The sequence below is a fragment of the Paraburkholderia sp. EG286A genome, from assembly GCF_040965375.1.
Taxonomy (GTDB): Bacteria; Pseudomonadota; Gammaproteobacteria; order Burkholderiales; family Burkholderiaceae; genus Paraburkholderia.
Genome location: NZ_JBFRCB010000018.1, coordinates 38,959 through 62,206, shown reverse-complemented (window position 1 = coordinate 62,206; position 23,248 = coordinate 38,959). Strand labels below are relative to the sequence as shown.

The following is a 23,248-nucleotide window of genomic DNA, read 5'->3' as shown; positions in this document are numbered from 1 at the left end:
GGGTTGATTAGCGCGCTTTGCGCCGTCTTGAGGCTTGCTTGTTTCCCGATGTGGGTGATGCAAGGTTTTCTGCTTGTGAAGCAGCAGCTTCGCCCTGCGAGCGGCCGAAATTGAGGCGGCCGTTCAGCTGATCAGCGAGCGACGGAGCGTCGCCGTTGCTGCCGCCAGCGTTCCAATGTGACAGCAGCCGCCATGCGTCGTCTGAGCGTTGAAGCATCGCGGTGGCATTCTCGCCGTTGCGGGTCGCCGTCAGCGCGACGAGCCAATTGACAAGGCCCAACGTTCCAGCCTGCGACCACCAGCTGAACAGCGTTCCCTCGCGTCCAACCAGAAAGCTCTCGGCAGCGATCTGTGCGAGAGGCGACGACGGTTTGTCGGTGATCGCGACAATATACGCGCCGTACTGACGCGCGATCTTCATCAGCTCGATCGTGTACGGCAGATAGCGCGCATAGCCGATGCCGATCACCACGTCCTGTTCGCCCACCTGACGAATGCGGTCTGCGATGTCGCCGTGGCCAACGGTCAGTGTTTCGCAGGTGCCCAGGATCTGGTTCAGTTGCATCGACAGTAGCAGCGCAAGTGGATACGTGGTGCCGTGCGCGGTCACCCAGATGCGTCGTGCGGCGATCAGTCGGTCGGCGACGCGCTCGCCGAGCGGTACCGGATTCAACCGTGCGGTCGCATCGAGCAAGGCGGCATCGGACGAAAACACCTCGTTTTTTAGCTCTTCGCCAGCAGCCGGCCGATCGGCGGCGGCTCGCATCCCGCCTGCACCGACTCGCTCAAGCAGGCCTTCGCGCAGCGCGCTGCGCATTTGCGGAAATCCCGGATAGCCAATTGCCCGTGCAAACCGGACGACTGCCGCGTCGCTCTGTCCGACCGCATCGCCGAGCTGCCGCGCAGTCATAAACGCCGCCTGCTCGACGTGATCGACGATATAACTCGCCAAAGCCTGCTGCGCGCGTGTCAGCGAGTCGAAACGGAGCCGAATCGCATCGGGAAACGCCGCTGCTGCCGTCTGATTGTGCATTTATGTCGCAACCGTTACATTACTGATTCCTAATGTAGTCATTGCGACAACTGATGTCAAGCCATCAAAAAACGGAGTCTTGGGATTTCTCCAATGTGCCGACCGCTCGCGTCGTTCCGTCAGCCCGGTCCGCGCGCCCGATGTTGCTACACATCATTTGTTGCCCACCTTCGGCACGCCAAAGACCTGCATGTGGGCCTGCCAGACGCGCGTATCGAAGCGCGAAATTCATGGCACGTAGAACTCAATGACGAATGTGGAAGAGCTTGTCCGCAGCGATCCGGCGGTCCGATCAGACTGCCGATTGAACCGGTCCAGCGGGCACGGCGCGCCGGATCGGGGATCGTCGCGCGACGCCGCCTGCCGCGCACAGGCGGCGCAAACCTGCAACTTCATCAGCCCGGAGACCGTGCAGCGCGCCACCGCAATACCTTCCCGGTTTGCAATTGGCAGAGGCGCCTTTTAACGGCTGATTGCTGACTATCAACGGACGTCGGCTGACCACTCCTGAAGGGCTGAAATTGGCCGAGGGCGTGCAAAAACGCGTCATGATGCAGACCGAGGAAGCGCGCGATGCGCAGCGCCGCGCGGAAGCCTCGCTCGCCAAGACCCAGCAGCGCAACGAGCAGCTTGTGGGCGACGTCCAGCGTCAGGCGGCCGACGCCGCTGAGCAGCGACGCTAGGCCGAGCGGCACGAGAAGCAACTCGCAAGCGTGATGGAGGAAGTGCGTGAACTGCGCCGTGAGCGCGACGCGCTCGTCCAGCAGGTTGGCCTCCTGCAAGGGCAGGTCGCGACGCGGACCGCGCCACTGCCGCCACGCACCGCAAAGCGCTCTCGCCAATCCACCTAGGTCTGAGCTGACGGCACTGTCTGCGCTGAATTTGTCGTAGGATTCGCGTTTCGGATCCCCGCCTCAGGCTGCCCGCATGAGCACTGTGCATGAGACTGCGTACCCGGTGCTGCCAGCCGAGGTAGATGACGACGAGCTGCGCAAGGTCTACACGCCCAGCGGGCCGAGATCCGCTTCGTGGGTGGCCAGTTTCGGCAGGCGCCGGCCCGCGTACTGATCCTCGCGCAGCTGAAGCTGTTGCAGCGCCTCGGGTATATGCCGCCCGTGTCGGATGTGCCGCCGGCGATCATCGATCACGTCTGCGCTGCGCTCGGCGCCCGTCCAGTGCCGCGCACGACGCTCGCGCGCTACGACCGCTCCGGCAGCAAGTCGCGGCACCAGAAGATCCTGCGCGAGTACGCCCGCATTCGTCCCCTGGACGCTTCGACCCACGAGTGGCTCGCGACCCTGGCCGCCGGCGCCGCGCGCACCAAGGCCGAGCTACCCGACATCATCAACGTCCTGCTCGAGGAGCTCGTGCGGCACAGCTACGAACTGCCGCCGCTGGCGACGCTCTCGCGCACCGCCAGCCACGCCCGCAGCCAACTCAATGAGGCGATCTACCAGGCGTTCACCGAATCGCTGGACGAGCCGCTGCGAACGCGGCTCGACGACCTTTTCAAAGCGCGGACGGGCCGCACGCCGTGGGACGAGCTCAAGCGCGAGCCGAAACGCCCGGGCCCGCGCGAGGTGGCGAGCTTTCTCAAGCACATCCAGACCATGACCGCGCAGGCAGACGGCTTGCCGCCGGCGCCCGACATGCTCTCGGTGCCTGAAGACACGAAGGTCCGGTCCTCAAAATATCTGAACAACGTGATCGAGCAAGACCATCGCCACATCAAGTCCAGAACGAACGTGATGCCTGGGTTCAAGCGATTCGGGAGCGCCGTGACCACGATTTCAGGAATCGGGTTGACGCATCGCATTCGCACGGGGCAGTTTGATCTCGCGAAGCTCGGCTTCAAGGAAGCCGCTGCGCCCGCCGTATGGAATGCGGTCCTGTTTGATCGATAAGCTTTCCTACCTATATGCACTTTCTCAACTCGCTTGCCTATTTGCACCAGAACCTATAGGCGTACCTTTGCCATCAATCGTCTGCGCGAGAGATAGACGTTGGTCAATGCCAGCGCGACGAAGGCGCGATTGGCGTTCTTCGCCAGACCGCGACAACGCACCTTCGTGAAGCCCCACAGGCGCTTGACAACGGCAAACACGAGCTCAACCCGAGCACGGATCCCAACATCATTGTTGGCATGCGGTCAAACGCCTGAGCGCGTTGCAGGAGGCAGCACCGTTGCGGCATGTCGAACCTCCACCGCGATCGACCGCAGCGGCGCCTCGTCAATGAAACGGTCTAGCAGTTCGCGCACGTCGTGGTCGATGAAATCGGCGCGGGTTGTGTCGACGATGAGAGTCGCCCGATCCGGGATATGCGCAAGCATCTCCTTGAGCGCCACCTTGCCGAGAAACGACACATCCTTGCGAAACGAGAGCAGGAAATGGTCGTTGTGTCGCGCGAGGGCAATAGGCCGATGCAGATTCGCGCACAACGCGAGCGCGGCGCTGCACAGCACGCCGAGCACAATTCCGGTGAGCAGATCGGTGGCGAGCACCCCGGCAATCGTTACAATAAATGGCGTGAACGCTGCCGCTCCCTGTTTCGCGAACATAATGAACAGCGACGGTCTGGCGAGCTTGATGCCGGTATGAATGAGAATGGCGGCGAGACTCGCGAGCGGAATCAGGTTGATCGCATCCGTGAGCGCGAACACGCTGACGAGGAGCAGCACGCCGTGCACGATTGCGGAGAGCCTGCTTCGCGCGCCGGCGTGGACGTTGGCAGAACTGCGGACGATGACGGATGTGATGGGCAATCCCCCGATTGCGCCTGCCACCATATTGCCGACGCCTTGCGCTTTGAGTTCGCGATTCGGTGGTGCGGCGCGACGCTGCGGGTCGATCTGCTCGACGGCTTCGAGGCTCAGGAGCGTTTCTAGGCTGGCGACAACGGCAAGCGTCAGGGCGACGATCCAGATTTCTGGATCCACAAGGCGCGCGAAGCTCAACCCGAACTCAGCGAAATGCAAGGCGTCGCGGAGCGCCGCCAACGATTTGATGGCCGGCAACGCTACGCGGTGCTCAGGTGGCAACGCGAGCGTGGCGCCTAACGCGCCGCAAACCAGCGTCGCGCTTACGCCCGCAACTACGACGACAAGCGGCGCGGGCACGAACCGCACGAGGGCGAAGCGTCGCAACGTATGCGTGTCCCAGGCCGCAAGGATGGCCAGCGAGATGGCGGCTACAGTACAGATTATGGGCGAGATGGATGCAAGCGCGCCTGCCAACGATTCGGTGTTGCCGCCCGACGTCAGACCGACTGCGAGTGGAACCTGCTTGATGATCAGCAGCAGGCCGATTGCGGCGAGCATTCCCTTGATGACGGGTGTGGGCACATACGAGGCGAGCTGCCCGGCTCGAAGCGTGCCGAAGCCGAACTGGATGGCGCCCGAGAGCAGCAATGCAATAAGGAATGCAGAGAAACTACCGAGACGCGCGATGCCGTCGACGACGATCACGACGAGGCCCGCGGCGGGGCCGCTCACACTGAGGGACGATCCGCTGAGCAAGGCGACGACGATGCCACCAACGATGCCAGACACCAGCCCGGATAGCGGCTCTGCGCCGGAGGCTTTTGCAATGCCGAGACACAACGGCAGCGCGACGAGAAAGACTACAGCGCCGGCAGCGAGGTCACGTAGAAGCGCAGACGGGAAAGCTTTCGAAGTCATGACGGACACGAAAAATAGTAAAGGGTGAATACCGCGACGGCGAAACTTGTGCGACTGCCATGTTCCGGTGAACGAGGTAAGCGGAGCGATCTGGAGCGGGTCAGAAGGGGGCGATTGCCTTCCTTGTTTCAGGCCCGTAGCCCGACACGAGTTCGCGCATCTGGCCGTCGTTCAGTGAAAAGATCCAGCCGTGCACAAGGGGAGAGGGTGCACGCCCACGCACGAGCGGATGCTCGCGCAGCAGGCGTACCTGTTCGAGTACATTAAGTTCGACGAGCCGGTTGATGCGTGCCTCTTCCGATGGCAGGCGAGCGAGCGCCGCGTGATGCGTGTGTGCGAGTGCGCAAAGCGGCCTGATGTGGCGGTTGAAGTGCGGCAAGGCATCGGCTGGCGGAAGTAGCGAGGCGCGCACGCCCCCACATCCGTAATGCCCACAGACAATGATGTGCGCGACCCGCAGCTCACACACCGCATATTCGAGCACACTCATGGTGTTGTCGTCATCAAGATGAAAAAGGTTAGCGATGTTGCGATGAACGAATAGATCCCCCGGCGCGCAGTGGGTGATGGTTTCGACGGGCACGCGGCTATCTGAGCAGCCAATCCAGAGCACTTGCGGTTTCTGCCCAATGGCTAGCGCGCGAAACAAGTTTGGTTCGCGCCGTCCGATTTCCTGGGCCCACGCGACATTGGCGACGAGCATGCGTTTTGGAAGATTCACGAGTCGAGACTCCAATCAGTTCGTTGGCTTCGATCAATGCTTGCGGAATAGCCTTCTATCAAAAAAATGGGTCATTCCAAAATGAACCCGGACGACGCCAATACGTGGCGCGGCCTTCGCGGCCTTCAGTCAATCAACCCACCCAGTGCACTCGGCCGCCGCCGGGATACCCTAGGAGGGGTGCTCCTAAATAGCGAAATTCGGCCAGTGACCTCTCTGGAGCTGGAGACCGGGCCACTGCGCAGGAAACGTTCTCCGCACCTTGCCCTGATCCGATGGAGTGGTCTTGATATCCCCTGGCATCATCTACCACGGCGACGCGCTGGCCATTCAGCCAGTCGGTCGAACGGGGTCGTTCCGTGGCAGTATGCGTGAGCGTCGGAACAAGTATTTCGAACGTCCTCTCCGATCACCCACGCTAGGAGTTTCTTCTCCAGCGTCCCCTTGCTAACGGCGTGTTACAACTGGAGAGGTCGTGATGGCGGCCGAGAACACCAATGCCGGCAGGACTGGCTCAGCAGCTTGTGCTAGCGGCCAGGTGTCTTCGCGAGGTTCCTTGCCAGCTAAAACTTGGTCGGCGCTAACGCCGTGCCGACTGCCATTTGCCATCGTCCCGGCAGAAGATTCTTCCATGATGGCGATCACATGCAGTGTTTTGCGCCGACAACTGGTGTTGAGCTTGATGAAAATTGCGATGCATTTCATTCCAGTCATTAAGGTTTACATAACAGAATTTAGTCTATTGGCTATTCTAGATGAGTCATCGTGTCGCAATTGTGTCGTCAAATACGTTAGGCTACCCCGTCCCTTGTTTGAACGAAACCATGCGTTGGCTCCGTAGGCGCATAGATTTGCGCGCATCTCTTATACCGACTGTGCTTCATTGATAAAATGCAGAAAACAGACCTACGCCGATCAATATAAGCACAGACATAAATTAATTTGATGGTCTACTTCTCAGTAGTCTCGCTTACCGCGTGGCATTATTTGCGCTCGGCTGGTTCTGATTATTGGATGTGCGCAACGAAGTTCGGTGCATCTTGCGGTGGCGGTGCGATGAGTCCGCGTCGATAAAGGGCTACTTTGTTCGCCGCGCTCAATACGGCAACGGGTGAAGTCATTGCGCAATGTAAGTCGCGCCACCGACATCAGGAATTCCTGGCGTTTCTCAGGCATGTGGACCAGGCAGTGCCTGCCGATCTCGATGTGCATCTGATCGTCGACAACTATGCAACACACAAGCATCCGAAGGTCGGGGCATGGCTGGCCAGGCATACGCGCTACCACATGCACTTCACGCCGACCTACTCAAGCTGGTTGAATCAGGTTGAACGCTGGTTCGGCCTGATTACACAGCATATCGAAATCTTCTGCTGATTGCGTACAACGACTTTGTCATCTCCACGCCCGCTGAGCAAAAGGTGTTCAAGGTTCTTCAGGAAGCAGACGGAAAGCGGCATATCTCACTTGATAGCCTGCTTGAATCCCTGCCGGTTCGGCCTAACAATTGATGTCGGTGGGCGAATCATATTGGTACTTGTATGAGTCGTCACGATGCAACTCCTCCCTTGATGCACAGAGGTGGCTTCGCTTGTTCGGACAGGGTCCCAAGATTGTTAAGTGGAACCACCGGGGCGTTCATGCTGCCGATTTAATCGCAGGCAGCGTCGCGAAGTATGCCTCATCCGGCGTGCGGTCTTCCAGACTCGAATGAGGTCGTCTCTGGTTGTACAGATTGATGTAATCGCCGATAGAGCGCCGGGCGTGGCTGACCGACTCGTATGCCTTCAGGTACACCTGCTCATACTTGACGCTTCGCCAGGTTCGACGAACACGTTGTCTCGCCAGGCTCCCTTGCCGTCCATGGACAGTTTGATGCCGCGATCCAGAACCGCGTCTGTAGAAGCGGTCGCGGTGAACTGGCTGCCCTGGTCGGTGTTGACGATTTCAGGCTGGCCGTATTTCGCGAATGCCTCTTCAAGCGCCTCGACCGCATGGATCGCTTCCAGCCTGATCGCCACACGATGTGCCAATACCTTTCGGCTGGCCCAGTCCACCAGAGCAGTCAGATACATGAAGCCCCGCGCCATCGGGATGTAGCTGGTGTCGAGCGCCCACACCTGATTGGCACGGTTGATCGTCATTCCTCGCAGCAGATACGGCCAGATCTTGTGCTGCTTGTCGCGGCTCGTGTTCGGCCTGCAGTACAGCGCTTCGCGCCCATGCGTTTCATCAGCGTGCCGACGTGCCGGCGTCCCACCTTGATGCCTTCACGCCGTAGCAGACGCGCCAGCATGCGCGCTCCCGCGAACGGGAACTCAAGATGCAGCTCGTCGATGCGGCGCATTAGTTTCAGTTCCGTCTTGCTGACCGGTTGAGGCTGGTAGTAGACGCTTGATCTGGCGATCCCCGCAAGTCGCGCCTGTTGCGCAATCGGCAGTGCGTGTGCACGGTCGATCATCGCTTTCCGCTCAGCCCCGCCTTGCTGAGCGCTCCGCTTAAAAAATCGTTCTCCTGCGTCAACTGGCCGATCTTCGCGTGGTGTGGAGCACCTTGACGTCCACTTGTGGCTCACCCGTCGTCGACTTGCCCGTCTCGAACACTTCCGACACGCGCTCCTGCAGCTGCTTCTTCCAGTCCGTAATCTGGTTCGGATGAACGTCGTACTGCTGCGCCAGCTCTGCCGGCGTCTTGTCGCCCATCAGGGCTGCCAGCGCTACCTTTGCCTTGAATGCCGGGCTATGCGACCGGCGGCTTCTTTTTGCCATCTTTGGGTTCCTCTTGGTGGTCCCTATGACCAGCTCAGGCTCCGACCGTTCCACTTACCGACCTTGTCCGAAGTCTAGCTACGGAGCGGCGAAGTATCACTCTTCATCCGATACATCGGTTGAGTAGTGGCTGCTTTTTTCATCCCGCCAGGGTATCAGGTCTGCTCGAAAGAGCATAACCCCCGTTTAACTCAGCCGCGCTTGCCAACGTGAGGTCGCTTTCGGCGGAACCGCGACTCATAAATCAGCTTGATGCATCCAAAAGAAATAGCGGCTTATACGAAACGAACTTGCGCTGTTACGATTCGTGCGTTGTTGCTACGGGGCTAGGTGCGAGTGCGGAGTCGAACGCCGTCCACGCTGATTGCGGTGCCACTGGGTTTGCACTTGATCGAAGCGTCGATTTGTTGACTCCAGCGTTGCGCCGAGTTGTCGCGGCCCGTTACGAGCGTGCTCAGCCGCCTCGGATGCGTTTATGTTCGCGAGCAGGAGAACGGATGCGACGGCCGCGCTGGATTACCACCTTTCTTGTCGGTAGCGCCTTGTCAAGGATGGCCCTGTCTGCTTCGAAGCGGTTCTGAGCGTGCCAGGGCGGTCTCGCAATAGCAGTCCCCGTCAGGGTGGTCTGCGTAGCGACGGTCAGCATATGTGACGACGCAGTTCACCGAACTGGTGGTGATCGGAATCGGCTCAGCAGCTCAGCAGCCTCACCGTGATGATGGAGCCGATGGCCGCGCTGTTCCATGGTCTGCCAAGGCCTCTTGACTCCGCACATCGTCGCCACGCCGTAATGTGGCGGCCATGATCCCGCCGCGCAACTGCGTTGCTGCTGACTGGATTGATTGCTGCCCATACCGCTCGGGCAGATGTGACGCTCAATTTCGTCGATGCCGGCATTGATCAGGTCGCCAAGGCAATCGGCGCGGCGACAGGGAAGACGATCATTGTGGACCCGCGCGTCGAAGGGCGGCAAAATCTCGTCTCTGAGCGCCCTGTTTCGGAGGACAAAGCATTGAAAACTCTGCAGTCTGCGCTGCGAATGCAGGGTTTCTCGCTGGTGCAGGATCACGGTGTGCTGAAGGTCGTGCCCGAAGCGGATGCGAAAGCGGAGGGTGTGCCGACGTACATCGGAAATGCGCCTTCGGCACACGGCGATCAGGTCGTCACTCAGATCTTCCGCCTTAGGAACGAATCGGCGAACAACCTGCTGCCGGTGCTGCGTCCGCTCATTTCGCCGAGTAATATGGTTGCGGCTTATCCATCAAATAATACGATCGTCGTCACCGACTATGCAGATAATGTCCGCCGCATCGCGCAGATCATCGAGGGCGTCGATTCTGCGGCCGGCCAGCAGGTACAGGTAGTACAACTGAAGAGCGCGAATTCGATCGACGTTGCGACCCAGATGACCAAGATGCTTGACCCTGGGGCGATCGGAAATGCGGATGCGACGCTGAAGGTCTTGGTGCAGGCTGATCCGCGCACGAATGCGCTATTGCTGCGTGCGTCGAACGCAGCGCGCCTCGCGGCGGCAAAGTTTCTGGCGAAGCATCTCGATGCGGCAACTGGGCGTCCCGGTAACATCCACGTTGTGCAGCTGCGGGGCGCGGATGCCGTGCGTCTTGCGAAGACGCTGCGCGGCATGCGCGGCATGCTCGGCAAGGGCGGCCATGATTCGATGTCCAGAAGGGGCGGTAATGCCGCGAACTCGTTCAACCAAGGAAACATGGACTCGTCGACGGGCACACCGGCCTTGCCGCCACTGCCAGGCGGCTCTCAGGGCGGTTCGTCATTCTCGTCGATGGGAAGCAATCGGCTTGCAGGCGGCGGCAACAACGACAGTCAAGGCAACAACGCGGCGTTTCTTGGCGAAAAGGAAGGCGGTGACATTGAAGAGAATCAGCCCGGCTGGATGATTCAGGCCGATCCGGAGACCAATTCGTTGATCACTACCGCGTCGGACGCCGTCTACGGCAATCTGCGCAGCGTGATCGATCAGCTTGACGTCCGCCGCGCGCAGATATATATCGAGGCGCTAATCGTCGAACTGTCGGCGACGACAAACGCGAATCTCGGCATCCAGTGGCAGGGTGCGCTGCTGTCGAATGGTCGAAACAACGGTCTCTACGGAAGTTCCAACTTCAATTCTAATGGAAGCCAGGGCATCGTGAACCTGACCGCGCAGGGAGCCATCATCGCGGACGACCCGGCCGCAGCGCTCGCGAAGGAGGGCACGAACCTGCTGAACAACGGCCTAAACGTCGGCTTGTTGCACCGCTTCGGCGACGTGTTCGGTCTTGGTGGCCTGTTGCAGGCGCTGTCGGAGTCGAGCGATGCCAACGTCCTATCGACACCTAACCTCATCGCACTCAATAACGAAGAGGCGAAGATCGTCGTTGGCTCGAACGTGCCTCTCGTGACGGGTTCATACGCCACGCCGACCGCGAATGCCGCGACGTCCGTTACCGCATTCAACACCTTCGATCGGCAGGATGTCGGTATTGTGTTGTACGTGAAGCCGCAGATCACCGACGGTGGCATCATAAAGCTGCAAATCTATTCCGAAGCCTCGTCCGTCGATTCGGCCTCGGCGGACAATCAGGGCGGCGTGTCGATCATCAAGCGCTCGGTGCAGTCGACTGTGCTGGCCGACGATGGCGAGATCATCGTGCTCGGCGGCCTGATGCAAGACAGGTACGCGAACGGCAACAGCAAGGTGCCGCTGCTCGGCGACGTGCCGTTGATCGGCCAGCTGTTCCGTTCGGAGCAGAAGCGCCGAGGGAAGACGAATCTGATGATATTCCTGCGTCCGGTCATCATCGACGACCGGGACAAGGCGCAGGCTATTACGTCAAACCGCTACGACTATATTCAAGGTGTGCAGGCCGCGTATCGGCAGGTCAACAACTTGATGAAGGACGACGACGACCCGGTGGTGCCGCAGAAGCCGGTAGGCCCAAGACAGGGCGGGTCAACCCTGAATCTGTTCGATCTCGACAAGATGCGTCGCTAGTAGGTCGATGGCTTTGTTGTCATGTCGGTGCCTATGCAGTTCTTCAAGCGTTAGGGGCTGACTCGGGGTCGTAAAGGGTCCCGTAGTTTGGCGAACCGAACGTCGTAGCGTTGCCGCGCCAGTGCGATGAGCGCTTGGTTCTGTCGTTGCCGTGCTGGACTTTGCGTGCGGAGAGGCCGTGAGATAGGTGTCTAAACACCACGGCGGCCGATAGAAGCAATGCGCCGAGCACCTTGTTGCAGCGCTTGGACGGGTGCTCGCCACGGATAAATGAGCGTGAACGCCGGGTAACTGATGCGACGCCAGCGTAAGTCGCTACGTGACCTACCTAACCTCATGTTAGTGCAAGACCTCGGTGGGGGTCTGGCGGCGGTTCTGCCCCCGATTCCCGGAACTTTGGTCAGGGTTGCAAAAAGAAGTGGTAACACCCAACCGCTCAACATAGGCGGCGATTTCGTCGCGTTGTTGCGCAACTAGTCCATTGAACCAGATGAATTGCACCGGATTCGCCGCGATGGATCGGAGTACTTCCATTTCAACGGGAGCGCCTTCTTGTTGTACTGGCGTATATAACGCATGAGCTTTTTATCGAGATCCTTTGTGCCGGTGAATACGCCACGCGCAATGTATCGAGACTTTCGGATGGTCAGCCAGAAATGTTTGAACGGCGTCGGTTTTGTGGCTGCTCACGTTGTCGCAGATCACGTGAATCTTTTTTCCGCGCGGCTGGACCGATACCACCGCGGTGAGGAATGCAACAAACTGGGTGCCGGTATCGCGTGGCGCAGTTTTACCCAGCACCTCACCGGTGGCTACATTCACTGCGGCGAACAGGCTCAGGGTGCCGTTGCACTTCTATTCAAAGCCATGGCTCTCGGCGCGCCCGGGCGAGAGTGGCAACATCCGGTTCTTGCGATCCAGCGCCTGGATGGCCGTCTTCTCGTCCACGCAGAACACCACCGCATGCAACAGCGGATTAAGTACAGCCCGATCACATCGGCAGCCTTCGTCTCAAAGTCGGGATCGATGGGTAAGCAGCAATCCATCGAAGCGATATATCCGAATATATACACGCGCGCAGGTCGGGAAACTCGCCTGTCAGATTCAGCAGGCCACGGGCCAACCTGGCAAGGTGGCGTTGGCCGACGCCGGGTGGTCGAACGCAGCTTTGGCTGGCTCGACCGCTTGCGTCGGCTGGCCAGGTACAGCGAGCGATTGCCCGAAACCTTGGCTGGCTTCCACTTCGCCGTGTTCTCCTCGCTTATGCTCGTCCACTTTGCGGCACTTGGTAAAAGGGCATTAAAGTGCATAACACCGCCTGGAAAAAAGGCCGTTCGGGCTCACTCGAATGGAAGAGCGCGTTCCAATGCTGGATGGCCAAATCGAAATCAAAGTGCGATCAAGGTCACCGTTTCGTCGGTGACGGCCGAAATCAAGTCGGGCGACAACTTCGAACTCGTACAACTCCAGCAAGTGGCCCAGAACCTCGCGCACGCTCATGCCGCGCGCGTACATGCTGATGACGTAATCGTCGACGCCGGGCCGCCCGCGCTGATACTGCCACCAATTGCAGCTCGAACGTCGCCCGCTGATCGCGCAGAATGTTCAGATTCAGGTCGCCATTTGCCATGTTGACCGTCTAGCGCCTGGTCCAGTTGCGATGGTTGCCGGCCTCGCCTTGCTCAGCCTCGTTGTCGCATTATGATTTCCCAGTTCGATACTACCGAAGAACTTCTTGATGTCGAGGCCCAGCGCCCAAGCGTAGCCCCGGCCGCGCTGCAGGCCCACGTCGGGCGCCTGATGCGCGGGCCGCCCAGGACGATAGCCGCATGAATCGTCGTAAAACCACAAGCGATACAGATATCGCTGGACCACCGTCTGAGCGATGCCCTGAGATCGTGGGAATTCCAACGGCCTCGTCCCCACACCCTGCCTTCCGGGGGTATGTCAACCCTTAGCACCGGTGGTCTTCGCGGCATGACGGCCGCCCTCGTGAGACGAATTGTTCAGCGCGACTCGTGACAAGCCTCCCGTTTTACACGTCTAGTCAAGGACGCTACCGGCTTCACGATCTCTTACGAGGGCTCTTGTTCAAATAGACGGCTCTTCAGCCCATGTCAATTGTCGCGTATTGACCAAATGCTCACAAACGAAATGACGACTGTCGCACATCGGCGGTCCGCACGACAATCTTCATCGGATATCAATCCACCTGAAGACGTCGCACTGCGCCTGGTGGCTCCTTTTCGCCGACGAATCTGAGTCGGCACGATCTGTGCTCTGGAAATGTGAAGCGATCTCGCGCTCAACCCGTTTGACATCTTGGACGCCATACAGTAAAGGCTAAATCGCACAGATATGATCTCCAAAAAATGCAACGAGGCAACTGCACATATCAACGATACAGTGGCTTTCTTCCGCTGTAGCGCTCTATTTTGGAGCACACGAACTTCGGCGCAATCGTGGCAGCACGTCGCAGCGCAGTGCAGACAGATGTCGTCGAGCGAAATAGAGCTTCTCACTCACACGCCCCCTAGAAACCTAACTATGCGTGGTTGGGAAAGGTCGATATTTCTGGCTTTATTTGGTGCGTCATCCTTGGCTCAAGCACAAAGTACTGTGAATCTCTACGGTGTTCTCGACGAAGGCATCATGTACCAAAGCAACGTTGCTGATAGCAAGAGAATTTCGCTTGACTCGCTTAGCGGCCTCATGGGAAGTCGATGGGGCATGACCGGAAGCGAGGTTCTCAGTGGCGGTTTACATGCAACGTTCACCCTTGAGTCAGGCGCAAACCTAAATCAAGGTAAGGCTGGTCAGGGCGGCCTGCTATTTGGTCGTCAAGCCTTCATCGGTATCAAAAGCGACAATTGGGGCGGCCTGACATTTGGACGTCAATACGACATGATCTTCTACTTTCCCGAGCCGCTGACTGCCGAAGCGCTGGTCGGAGGCGCGCCGGCGGGACACCCAGGGGATCTGGACAATGCGTCCAACACGGTTCGACCGAATAATTCTGTCCGATACATGAGCCCCGACATCTACGGCGCGAGCTTCGGAATTGAGTACAGCTTTGGTGGTATTCCCGGTAACTTCACATCTACCAGTGGTTATTCGGTAGGTGCAGGTTACGTGAACGGGCCATTGAAACTGGGGGCAGCATTCGAGTACTTTAAGAACCCCACTGCAGCGCCAAGCACAGGATTTTTTACTGCCTATTTGAATGGGATCTCTCCTCTTCAAGGTGCTATCAACAGTGGATATGGCTCCGCCCAAGCGTACCAGTCTGTAGTCGTAGCATCCAACTACACAATCGGCCCAGTCATCGTGGCAGCATCGTTCTCTAATGTTCAATACGCGAATCTCGCCCTGTCTCATCTGGACGGAACAGTCATATTCAACAACTACGATGTCGGAATAATGTATCGTTTCAGCCAAGCGTGGACAGTCGCAGCATCATACGACTACTTGCAATCGAATGGCATTCAAGACGTTTCGGGACATATACTCGGAAACCAGCACTTCAACCAAGTAGCGATTTCAACAGACTACTTTTTATCCAAGCGAACCGACGTCTATTTCGAAATCGGTTGGCAACAAGCATCTGGAACATCGTCTCGTGGGGTCCCCGCTATTGCAAGCGTCGCGAATGTGGGTGACTCATCCAGCAATCGCCAGATCCTTGCTCGCGCCGCGATCCGTCAAAAGTTCTGAATAGAGCTAAACATGCTGCAATGCAACGACTCACAGCACCGATCGATCCTCGCAAATGACCCGACTGACGCTGCCAGCGTTGGCGAGTCGCGCCCCCACTTTCGATCCGTGACTAAATTTTCTGAAGTTCCTGACATCCTGAGCGGCGTTGCGTCTTATTGGTTAAGCTGGCGAAAACCATCACACCAGTTAATTATCTTTACTTCGACAGGAGACTACAACTCGCGCATTAATTTTCATACGTTGTGCCGCGTATCCGTAATATCGTCGATATCAACGGACAATGTTGATCTGAATTAAGGATGACATGAGAAATCATAATATTATAATTAGATACGCCAGACGCAAATGGACAGCCACCACACCAATCACCACCCACAGGGAGCACACGCCTGCGATAGAGTTAAATCGATCGGCAAGCATCAACTGAAAGGAGCTCTCTACGTTAGCAGACTGGATCATCGCGCGCGTAGACGCTTGTTCGTGCCGCGCGTCCACTAACACGAACCTCACCTGGACTTCAACAGAATGCAAAAATATTACCTACCAAGGGAAATAGCGAACCGCATCGTCGATCCGAAGTCCCACACGGACATCGATGGCCTCCACGAAATTTATAGTTGGGCACGCGCAAACAACCCCGTCGGGAGAGCGACGGCTGACGGGCATGACCCGTTTTGGGTGATTACAAAACACGCCGACGTCTCTATGATCTCACGGAATAATTCTCTATTCCACAATGGAGATTATTCTGTCGTGTGTCGCCCTAAAGCATCGATCGAGCATATTATGTCCGCGACCGGTTCGCCGAACATTGTTCGATCGCTCGTGCACATCGACGGCGAAGAACACAAAAGTTTACGCGCGCTGACTCAATCCTGGTTCATGCCGAACAGTATTCTCAAGCTTGAAGACCGTATTAGCTCGCTAGCCCGTACGATGGTCGAGAAGCTGCAGCAACACAACGGAAAGGTGATCGATTTTTCAGGCACATTCGCGTCGCAGTACCCACTGCACGTAATCATGGATATTCTCGGCGTCCCTCAGGAGGATTTTCCTCGCATACATGCACTAACTTACGAGATGTTCGGGAGTGAGGACGCCGAATACACACGCGACACGTTGCGCCAAGGCGACGCGAGCAGCGCGACGGGCAAGGCGCTCCTGTCTGTAGTTGACGACTTCAGGGAGTACTTCGAAAGCTTAAACGAAGCGCGCCGGAAGGACCCGCGCAATGATGTCGCGACTTTGCTAGCCAACGCGGTCATCAATGGGCAGCCTATCGATGACGTAACCCGCCTCGGCTATTACGTAATTATCGCTGCCGCAGGACATCATACAGTGTCGTCGTCCACGTCGGTCGCAATGTGGGCATTGTGCCGCTTTAAGGAGTTGCTACCACAGCTTCAGGCAAATCGATCGCTCATTCCACAGTTTATCGATGAATGCCTTAGATTCGCATCGCCGGTTCATCATTTCATGCGTACAGCGACTGCCGACACTAATATCCGAGGTCGAAAAATTCGCAAGGGAGATTGGCTGATGTTGTGCTATGGCTCGGCTAATCGCGACGAAGAAGTCTTCCCTTCGCCATTCACATTCAATATTGATCGCAGACCCAACCCACATATCGCCTTCGGTGTCGGCGGCCACGTATGCCTTGGTCAACATCTCGCGCACATGGAGATGCGGATTCTGTTCGATGAGCTGATTCCGAGATTGCAACGCGCTGAGCTAGTGGGTGAGATCGAATACATGGAGTCAAACTTCGTTTGTGGACCGAAACACCTTCCCGTTCGCTGCATGTTGCAATAACACAACCCGCAATATTACGCGCATAGAAGACTTCATGTCTACGTGGTCGAAGAAATATTTGCGCGGCTAGCAAGAGCGAAGCCCTGCGCCGGCCGGCCAGATGCCAGCTGATGCGGTTCGCAAAGCCCAATGATATTGGGCATATTAGGGGGCAAAATTCAGCCTCCAAGACACTACGTCGGCAGCAGTGTGGCAGCTCGTTCTCTCTTCATGATGGCGAATCCATTCTGTAATGAAATTTCCTCCATGCTTTCTGTTTGCACCCGAGCGCTCAGCCCGTGAGTGCTCCACCCTCGCACCATCCATACTCCATGCATTCATCGACCTCCCGGCTTCCAGAACTCGATTTTCTCCGCGGTCTCGCATTGCTGATCATTGTCGTCGATCACGTCAGCGGCAGCGTCGTGTCGCACATTACGTTGCACACGTATGCACTTTGCGACGCTGCTGAAGTGTTTGTGTTTCTCGCGGGCTACTCGACAGCGACCGCGTGGACGGCTCTGGCAGCGTACCGTGACAAAGCGGCCGCGCGTAGGTGGTTTGTCAAACGAGCGTGGGTGATCTATCGGGCATTTCTTTTCACGGCTGGCTTACTGCTGCTGGCGAGCGCTGTCTTGCGCGCGTTCCACATCGAAACGCCGCAAACGGCACGCGATCTGCAGCAATTGATTGCGTCGCCGGCAACGGTGCTGTGCGATATCGTGCTGTTACGCCGTCAACCATATCTTGCGTCGGTGCTGCCGATGTACGTACTCTTCGCGCTGGCAGCACCGGTGATGGTACCGCTCGCGCGCGAGCGCCCGTGGCTACTTGTAGCGCTATCGTTTGGGCTCTGGGTGGTCGCGGGAACTTTATATTGGTATCTTCCCGCCGCACCGAACAACCGATGGGATTTCAACCCGTTCGCCTGGCAACTGGTATTTGTGCTCGGCGCACTCGCGCGCTGTCAGCCCGTTTATCAACACATCAATTCCGCGCGCTTCGGCTGGATCGCGTGGCTTGCAGCGATCGCGATCATCGCCTCTGGTGCCTATTACAAGCTCAGGATCGAGCCCTCAACGCCGGGCATCATGAAGCGGGACCTCGAATGGCCGCGCGCGGTGAATTTCATCGCGCTGGCGTGGCTGGTCGCCGATCTCGTCCGCCGTGGCTGGATACGACACGCTGCTGACAGGGCACCGTGGGTCGGAGCGATCGGCCGCAGGAGCCTGCCGTGCTTCGTCGCCGGCACCGTAGTTTCGCTGAGCGCCGATGCCGTGTTGGCCAGGACAACCGGCGGCCAGCATGACGTGTCGCTGGGTCTCGCTGCGGACGCAGTGGCAATCCTGTCCGTATTTGCCGTTGCCTCACTCGCGAGCCTGCCGGCCCGCGCGCAGACGACACGCTTGAGGAAAAGGCTCCGCCTGTAGACCCATTAGCCGTCGGATAGCATCATGCGCAAAGCCGGTTCCTTGCGGCTCTTGAGTTTGAGCTGGGACTGAATAATGCTTCGCTGATTCTCCTCGCAGAAGCCCCGCGCACGGCTCGGGGGTGATGTGGCTCACTTTGCACTAAACGTTGATGCCATGTCGGAAAGCCGCGGCATTAAGGGTAATGCCGTTCAGTTAAGGTCTTTTTTAGAGACCGTTTCCAAAAGACTGCTCGGCACGTCTGAAGATGTTCCAGCAGACGAGCGAGCAACCAAGTTTAAGGAATGCCTCGTGAATGTCGGCTCGACGCTCAAAGCGAATGCGAAGACGACGAATATTGTGCAGCCATGCGTGAGTCCGCTCGACCACCCAGCGGAATTTGCCGAGTCCGCTACCGTGTTCCGTACGGCGCCTGGCGATCACCGGTTCGATACCGCGCGCACGAAGCCGCTCACGATGCGGCTCGGAGTCGTAGCCGCGATCTGCGTAGATGACCTTGGGCTTGCGAAGCGGTCGGCCGCGTACGCCGCGAATGGGCGGGATCGCGTCAATGAGCGGCAGCAACTGGGTAACGTCGTTACGATTCGCGCCAGTCAGGATTGCACTGATGGGCACGCCGTTGGCGTCGACGAGGATGTGATGCTTCGAACCTGGTCGCGAGCGATCGGTGGGGTTCGGGCCAGTTTTTCGCCCGCCCCAACGGCTCGCACCGAGGATGAATCGACCGCTGCCCGTGAGAAATCGAGTTCGCCGGCCTCGCGTAACTTGGCGAGCAGCAACTCGTGCAACGCGCTCCACACGCCGGCCTTTTGCCAGTCGCGCAAACGCCTCCAGCAGGTCGGCCCCGATCCGAATCCCAGCTTGGTTGAAAGGTCGCACCAGCGTATTCCGGTCTTGAATACGAACAGGATGCCGTTCAGCGCAGCCCGGTCTGAAATCGGAAGCCGCCCCGGGGTTCTTGCGACGCGGCTTCGGCGGCGGTAGCAAAGGTTCGATCAATGCCCACAGTTCGTCATCAATGATCGGTGCGCCCATCCCCTTGGTTCCAGTTGTTCAGACGACCAAGGTTAACAGCTTGCCGAAAAGGTTAACAGCCCCCTTGGGGTCTTTTTGAAATGGTCTCTTAAGGTGCCGAACGGAGTAACGCGAGGGGCGGGACTTGACGACCCGGTCGCATGCGCGGCCGGGTCGTTTTTCGTGTGCGCCCAGCATGGGCGCACTCCTGCGGGTGCAAGTCCCACCATAAGCTGACCACGGCGAATGAAGTGAAGCGCAACTGCATGAGGGCGACCGAGTGTGGGGAGGAAGCGTGGAGCGTAAATCGCGAGCCGATGAACAAGAACTGCATAGAAGGCGCTGCCGAGCAGGGCGAGCGGGCATGAAACCGCAAAGCTCTCGTGATCAAGGCGAAGCGGCGTAGATGCGGCGGTTGTGCGATGAAGGAGTGCGTTCTTACCTGGGGACGCCTCGCCTCTTGCCTGAAAGGGCGACGGTGTCGAACCGGAGCGAGGTCTCAGCAGAGGTCATAGTAGTCACAGGACAGGCCGGTGAGGCTGAAGCTGGTGGCGAAGGACCGAACGGGAAGGAGTGTTTAACGACATGCCGACGCAACAGGCAATGCGTCAGATGCCCGCGCGAGCGGTGGCAGCGCGCGGTGAAGCTGCGCGTGAAGCCGGGAGCGACGAAGCCTGTGGCTCGCGGCATGAGACGAGAGACACAGGATCGGCGCTGCTGGAAGCAGCGCTGACGAGAGAGAACCTGCGGCAGGCGCTTAGACGGGTGCGGACCAACAAGGGTGCGCCGGGTGTCGACGGGCTGGACATTGACCAGACTGCGCGACACCTGGTGACAGCCTGGCCGGCAATACGGGAGCAACTGCTGGGGGGGGGCGTACCGGCCGATGCCGGTGCGACGGGTGACGATTCCGAAACCGGATGGTGGCGAGCGCGAGCTGGGCATCCCAGCTTCACCGTCCGGGTCAGGGTCGATGCCTTCGCGATCACACTCGATGGCCAAATGCCTTCTTCGCTGATCTTGGGCTGTTCACGATGTCCGAGGCCCTTCGATTGGCGCGCCAATCCCGATGTGGAAACAACTGACTGGAGAGCCCGTCGCGGGAAAACTGCACACCGGGTTCGGAGGGAGGGGACGGCGATCGCCGTTTCCTACCCCTATCCGACGACCCGTTGCAGCCAGTCGATCCCTGGTACCGTAGGGGCTGCTTTTGGGGTGCAACGGTCACTTGCCGCTCGGTTAGCATGGCAAATCCAGGGCAACTACGATCGTCGACGCACGGTCTGGTGGCATCCTCCGCGCTCTCCGGAATACGTCGGCTCAGGGGAGGTATCCGGGAGAACGGGGAAGGCCAAAGAGCCATTCAACAGGCTGCGCTGGCGTGGTGCGAATCGTTGCTGGACGGCGGCCAGCACTACGCCGCGCGCGACGTCATCCCGACTCAATGGGCGCCAAGCCAATCCTTGACGTAACCGGCCACATCCTGCCAATTCTTGTCCACGGTCAGCCCATGGCATTGGCCCGGGAACTGATGGGAGTCCGTCACCGAGGAGGGGTCGCTGTATTTCTTGAAGTTCTTGAGATTCAGCGCGGCCGGGATGATGTGATCGTCCTCGCCGGCAATGATCAGCAGTGGTCCGTGCGGCTTGCTGAAATCGATCTTCGCGACTTCCGAGCTGGTTCCGCGTCCCACCCGACGTGACTCGGGTACCACATGCTCCTGGTATAGCGCCTGCGCCTCGTCCTGCGGCAAGCAATTGGAAAAGGCATACTGGAAGTCGCCGAACGATGGCGCCACCGGTTGGTTGATGTCCGCGAGGGGGTTGATCACCGCCCAGTTGCTCTTGATGAAGGACCCCCTGAATACGATCAGCCCCGACGGCGGCGCCGAATCGATCGCCACGGCCTTCGCCGCCAACCCTTCCGACAACAGCTTCTGAGCCACCAGGCCGCCCATGGAGTGGCCGATCACGATGGGCTTCTCCGGCAACTGGCGCAGCACTTCCCTGTAGCTCTCGATGACCTGATCCAACGTCAGTTTGCCCAGTTCGGCTTGGGCTTCCGGCGTCCATTGCTGCCTGATCGGACCAACGTGCAGCGGCCATGCCGGCGCTATCGTGGTGTAGCCCTGCTGCTGGAAATACGCCTGCCACTTGTCCCAGGCCCTGGGCGTCATGAACATGCCGTGAATGAACACGACCGTCTTCGGATGAGAAACAGGCTGCGCGCCGGGATCAGGCGACGCTGCGCTGGTCGGCGGCACATCGGGCACGCCCCCCGAACCAGCGGACTGCGCGGAGGCCGGACCAGCCGTGATCAGGCCGGCAAGCATCATCGAGCAGCAAAGGAGCTTCGACATCTGCATCCGGGTCTTACCTTGATTGAAATCGAACATGAAATTCCCTTCGTATAAATTCCGACGCCACAATGCGGTCGAAAAATAATCTTTGACATCCGAACCATTCCGCGTAAATGATGCGTCCATGATAATGATCCAACGAGGACGTGACATGGCACAAAGGCCGGATTTATTTGCTGAAACGCCGATAGATTCGGATGTTCGGGCAGACCCCTTTGCCTTCCAGCGCGATGCTTTTTCGGACGTGCTGGAGTTGATTCGCGTGCGCGGCAATACGGTCTTCACCTGCGCGGCGTCGGCGCCTTTCGGCATGCGGTTTCCCTCAGGCAAATGCCGCCTGCGCATTGTCAGAAGCGGGAACGTCTCGATAGAAGTAGAGGGGAACAAGGAGCGATATACGGCCTCCCAGGGTGACCTGATCATGTTGATGCATGGCCATGGGCACGTCATCGCTGACCGCCCGGGGCGCCCGGCCAAGCTTCTCGCTGACCTTGCGCGGCAGCACTACGACCGGGAGCGCCTGACGCTCGGAACGGGAGACACGACCTGGCTGTGTGGGGACTTCGGTTTCGACGGCGTGTTGTCGCAACGCTTGCTGTCCATGCTGCCGCCGATCCTGATCCTCAAGGGGCTGCGGGAACGGCCTTTCGAATGGCTGGACCTGAGCTGCCATTTCATTCTCGACGAGGCGTTGAATCCGCGCGCGGGCGCCGCCGCGATGATCGCGCGACTTCCCGACGTCATCTTTGTTCAGTTGTTGCGCACCTGGGCGACGGACGGCGGAGTCGGTCTGGGTTGGCTCTCCGGCGCGATCGATGCCCGCATCAATCCCGCGATGTCTGCCATTCACGCGGACCCCAGCCGCGCATGGACCGTCAGCGACCTCGCAGCGTTGTCGAATCTGTCCCGGTCGGCTTTCGCGGACCGGTTGCAACGGGTGGTAGGACAAGCGCCGCTGAGCTACCTGACGACGTGGCGCCTGGACCGGGCCGCGGAATTGTTGCGGTATAGCCGCGCACCGATATCCGATGTCGCGAATCGCGTGGGCTACAAGTCGGAGGCAGCATTTAGCCGGGCGTTCAAGGGAAGATACGAGATGTCGCCGATGCAGTGGCGAAAATGCGCTGCCAACTGAGTTTGCCCGGGTTGGCGCGAGGTTGAGTGGACGACCCGATAGTCGTCTCACGGGTGACGGTCAACCTCACGACGATTTTTCGCCGCGTCGGGTGCAACCGCTGAAGTTTGGTGATCGACGCGAACCCGTAGCTGCCGGTGGCACTTCGCCATCCCAGAGGCCGGTATTCAAGTGAAGCCGGCGTTTGAATAACAATTTCCAGGCGATACTGAACGGCGCTTCCTGGCGGACAACGGCGGTTCGGTTCCGGTACCGCGCGGTGATAATCATTGAAAGGCCTCCTGGCCGCCCAAAGAAGGGGCGGCCAGGGTCTACAGTTGAGATGCCAAGCTCAACCGACCCGTTCAGGAGGCTGAAATGAAGTATAGCGGCATTGATCTGCACTCGAATAACGCGGTGGTCGCCGTGATCGACGATCAGGACCGGGTGCTCTATTGCAAGCGACTGGCCAATGACCTGTCATCAATCATCGCGGTTCTCGCGCCATTCCACGAGGACCTGCAAGGAGGCGTGGTGGAATCCACGTATTATGGACGGCCCGGGATTATGCACGGTTTGGCGGGCATTCCGAGGTGCGACGCCTAATTC

Annotated in this window: 12 protein-coding genes and 12 pseudogenes; 13 read left to right on the top strand and 11 right to left on the bottom strand. The window is 58.8% G+C overall.

Translation table 11 applies throughout. From position 1 onward, the window contains the following. Positions 1-7 precede the first annotated feature (7 nt). Entirely contained in the window at positions 8-1,033 is a 1,026-nt protein-coding gene (locus AB4Y35_RS41065; protein ID WP_368692654.1) for a MurR/RpiR family transcriptional regulator, read from the bottom strand. 527 nt (positions 1,034-1,560) lie between these two features. Here AB4Y35_RS41065 and AB4Y35_RS41060 point away from each other — a divergent pair. From AB4Y35_RS41060 to AB4Y35_RS41050, 3 pseudogenes are all read left to right on the top strand, one after another. Continuing rightward, positions 1,561-1,884: pseudogene (locus AB4Y35_RS41060) on the top strand (integrase); the annotation flags it as partial. A gap of 76 nt (positions 1,885-1,960) precedes the next feature. Next, positions 1,961-2,697, top strand: a pseudogene (locus tag AB4Y35_RS41055) (DUF4158 domain-containing protein); the annotation flags it as partial. Beyond that, positions 2,695-2,937: pseudogene (locus tag AB4Y35_RS41050) on the top strand (DDE-type integrase/transposase/recombinase); the annotation flags it as partial. The pseudogenes AB4Y35_RS41055 and AB4Y35_RS41050, both read left to right, overlap by 3 nt. A gap of 53 nt (positions 2,938-2,990) precedes the next feature. Here the strand turns inward: AB4Y35_RS41050 and AB4Y35_RS41045 are convergent. The 4 genes and pseudogenes from AB4Y35_RS41045 to AB4Y35_RS41030 form a co-directional block, all read right to left on the bottom strand. Then, positions 2,991-3,158, bottom strand: a pseudogene (locus tag AB4Y35_RS41045) (transposase); the annotation flags it as partial. 24 nt (positions 3,159-3,182) lie between these two features. Beyond that, positions 3,183-4,712: a SulP family inorganic anion transporter gene (locus tag AB4Y35_RS41040; protein WP_368692655.1), complete on the bottom strand. Its 1,530-nt coding sequence runs from the start codon at positions 4,710-4,712 to the stop codon at positions 3,183-3,185. 100 nt (positions 4,713-4,812) lie between these two features. Then, entirely contained in the window at positions 4,813-5,433 is a 621-nt protein-coding gene (locus tag AB4Y35_RS41035; RefSeq protein ID WP_368692656.1) for a carbonic anhydrase, read from the bottom strand. 447 nt (positions 5,434-5,880) lie between these two features. Beyond that, the gene (locus tag AB4Y35_RS41030; protein WP_368708729.1) at positions 5,881-6,147 is read right to left on the bottom strand and encodes a hypothetical protein; all 267 of its coding nucleotides are present in this window, start codon (positions 6,145-6,147) and stop codon (positions 5,881-5,883) included. A 366-nt stretch (positions 6,148-6,513) separates the two neighbouring features. Here AB4Y35_RS41030 and AB4Y35_RS41025 point away from each other — a divergent pair. Together AB4Y35_RS41025 and AB4Y35_RS41020 are read left to right on the top strand one after the other, a co-directional pair. Next, positions 6,514-6,786, top strand: a pseudogene (locus tag AB4Y35_RS41025) (IS630 family transposase); the annotation flags it as partial. After that, positions 6,783-6,944: pseudogene (locus tag AB4Y35_RS41020) on the top strand (nitrogenase-stabilizing/protective protein NifW); the annotation flags it as partial. The pseudogenes AB4Y35_RS41025 and AB4Y35_RS41020, both read left to right, overlap by 4 nt. Before the next feature lie 127 nt (positions 6,945-7,071). Here AB4Y35_RS41020 and AB4Y35_RS41015 read toward each other — a convergent pair. Next, positions 7,072-8,201 (bottom strand): annotated as a pseudogene (locus AB4Y35_RS41015) (IS3 family transposase). 823 nt (positions 8,202-9,024) lie between these two features. Here AB4Y35_RS41015 and gspD point away from each other — a divergent pair. Then, on the top strand, positions 9,025-11,214 hold the full coding sequence (gene gspD / locus AB4Y35_RS41010) for a type II secretion system secretin GspD (protein WP_368692658.1): 2,190 nt from the start codon (positions 9,025-9,027) through the stop codon (positions 11,212-11,214). 473 nt (positions 11,215-11,687) lie between these two features. Here the strand turns inward: gspD and AB4Y35_RS41005 are convergent. Next, positions 11,688-12,239: pseudogene (locus AB4Y35_RS41005) on the bottom strand (transposase); the annotation flags it as partial. A gap of 112 nt (positions 12,240-12,351) precedes the next feature. Between AB4Y35_RS41005 and AB4Y35_RS41000 the strand changes: the two are divergent. Next, positions 12,352-12,483 (top strand): annotated as a pseudogene (locus AB4Y35_RS41000) (transposase); the annotation flags it as partial. 146 nt (positions 12,484-12,629) lie between these two features. Here AB4Y35_RS41000 and AB4Y35_RS40995 read toward each other — a convergent pair. Continuing rightward, positions 12,630-12,829, bottom strand: a pseudogene (locus tag AB4Y35_RS40995) (transposase); the annotation flags it as partial. A gap of 932 nt (positions 12,830-13,761) precedes the next feature. Here AB4Y35_RS40995 and AB4Y35_RS40990 point away from each other — a divergent pair. The 3 genes from AB4Y35_RS40990 to AB4Y35_RS40980 all read left to right on the top strand — a co-directional run bounded on the left by AB4Y35_RS40990 (position 13,762) and on the right by AB4Y35_RS40980 (position 18,152). Next, positions 13,762-14,928 (top strand): porin, encoded by a 1,167-nt coding sequence (locus tag AB4Y35_RS40990; RefSeq protein ID WP_368708728.1) that lies wholly within the window; start codon positions 13,762-13,764, stop codon positions 14,926-14,928. A gap of 528 nt (positions 14,929-15,456) precedes the next feature. Then, complete coding sequence (locus AB4Y35_RS40985; protein WP_368708727.1) at positions 15,457-16,743, top strand: cytochrome P450; 1,287 nt, start codon at positions 15,457-15,459, stop codon at positions 16,741-16,743. 311 nt (positions 16,744-17,054) lie between these two features. Next, on the top strand, positions 17,055-18,152 hold the full coding sequence (locus AB4Y35_RS40980; RefSeq protein WP_368692661.1) for an OpgC domain-containing protein: 1,098 nt from the start codon (positions 17,055-17,057) through the stop codon (positions 18,150-18,152). A gap of 207 nt (positions 18,153-18,359) precedes the next feature. Here the strand turns inward: AB4Y35_RS40980 and AB4Y35_RS40975 are convergent, their stop codons facing one another. Both AB4Y35_RS40975 and AB4Y35_RS40970 read right to left on the bottom strand, forming a co-directional pair. Then, positions 18,360-18,950, bottom strand: a complete 591-nt coding sequence (locus AB4Y35_RS40975) for an IS5 family transposase (protein ID WP_368708732.1) — start codon at positions 18,948-18,950, stop codon at positions 18,360-18,362. Between the two features lie 44 nt (positions 18,951-18,994). Continuing rightward, positions 18,995-19,060: pseudogene (locus AB4Y35_RS40970) on the bottom strand (hypothetical protein); the annotation flags it as partial. Positions 19,061-19,751: 691 nt separating this feature from the next. On the opposite strand from AB4Y35_RS40970, the pseudogene AB4Y35_RS40965 reads away from it, so the two are divergent. Then, positions 19,752-20,115 (top strand): annotated as a pseudogene (locus AB4Y35_RS40965) (group II intron reverse transcriptase/maturase); the annotation flags it as partial. A gap of 492 nt (positions 20,116-20,607) precedes the next feature. Here the strand turns inward: AB4Y35_RS40965 and AB4Y35_RS40960 are convergent. Beyond that, the gene (locus tag AB4Y35_RS40960) at positions 20,608-21,651 is read right to left on the bottom strand and encodes an alpha/beta hydrolase (protein ID WP_368692192.1); all 1,044 of its coding nucleotides are present in this window, start codon (positions 21,649-21,651) and stop codon (positions 20,608-20,610) included. A 25-nt stretch (positions 21,652-21,676) separates the two neighbouring features. On the opposite strand from AB4Y35_RS40960, the gene AB4Y35_RS40955 reads away from it, so the two are divergent. Next, a complete protein-coding gene (locus tag AB4Y35_RS40955; protein WP_368708726.1) occupies positions 21,677-22,660 on the top strand; it encodes an AraC family transcriptional regulator in 984 nt (327 codons plus the stop codon). Positions 22,661-23,017: 357 nt separating this feature from the next. Further along, positions 23,018-23,245, top strand: coding sequence for a hypothetical protein (locus AB4Y35_RS40950; RefSeq protein ID WP_368692194.1), 228 nt, complete (start codon positions 23,018-23,020; stop codon positions 23,243-23,245). Positions 23,246-23,248 lie beyond the last annotated feature (3 nt).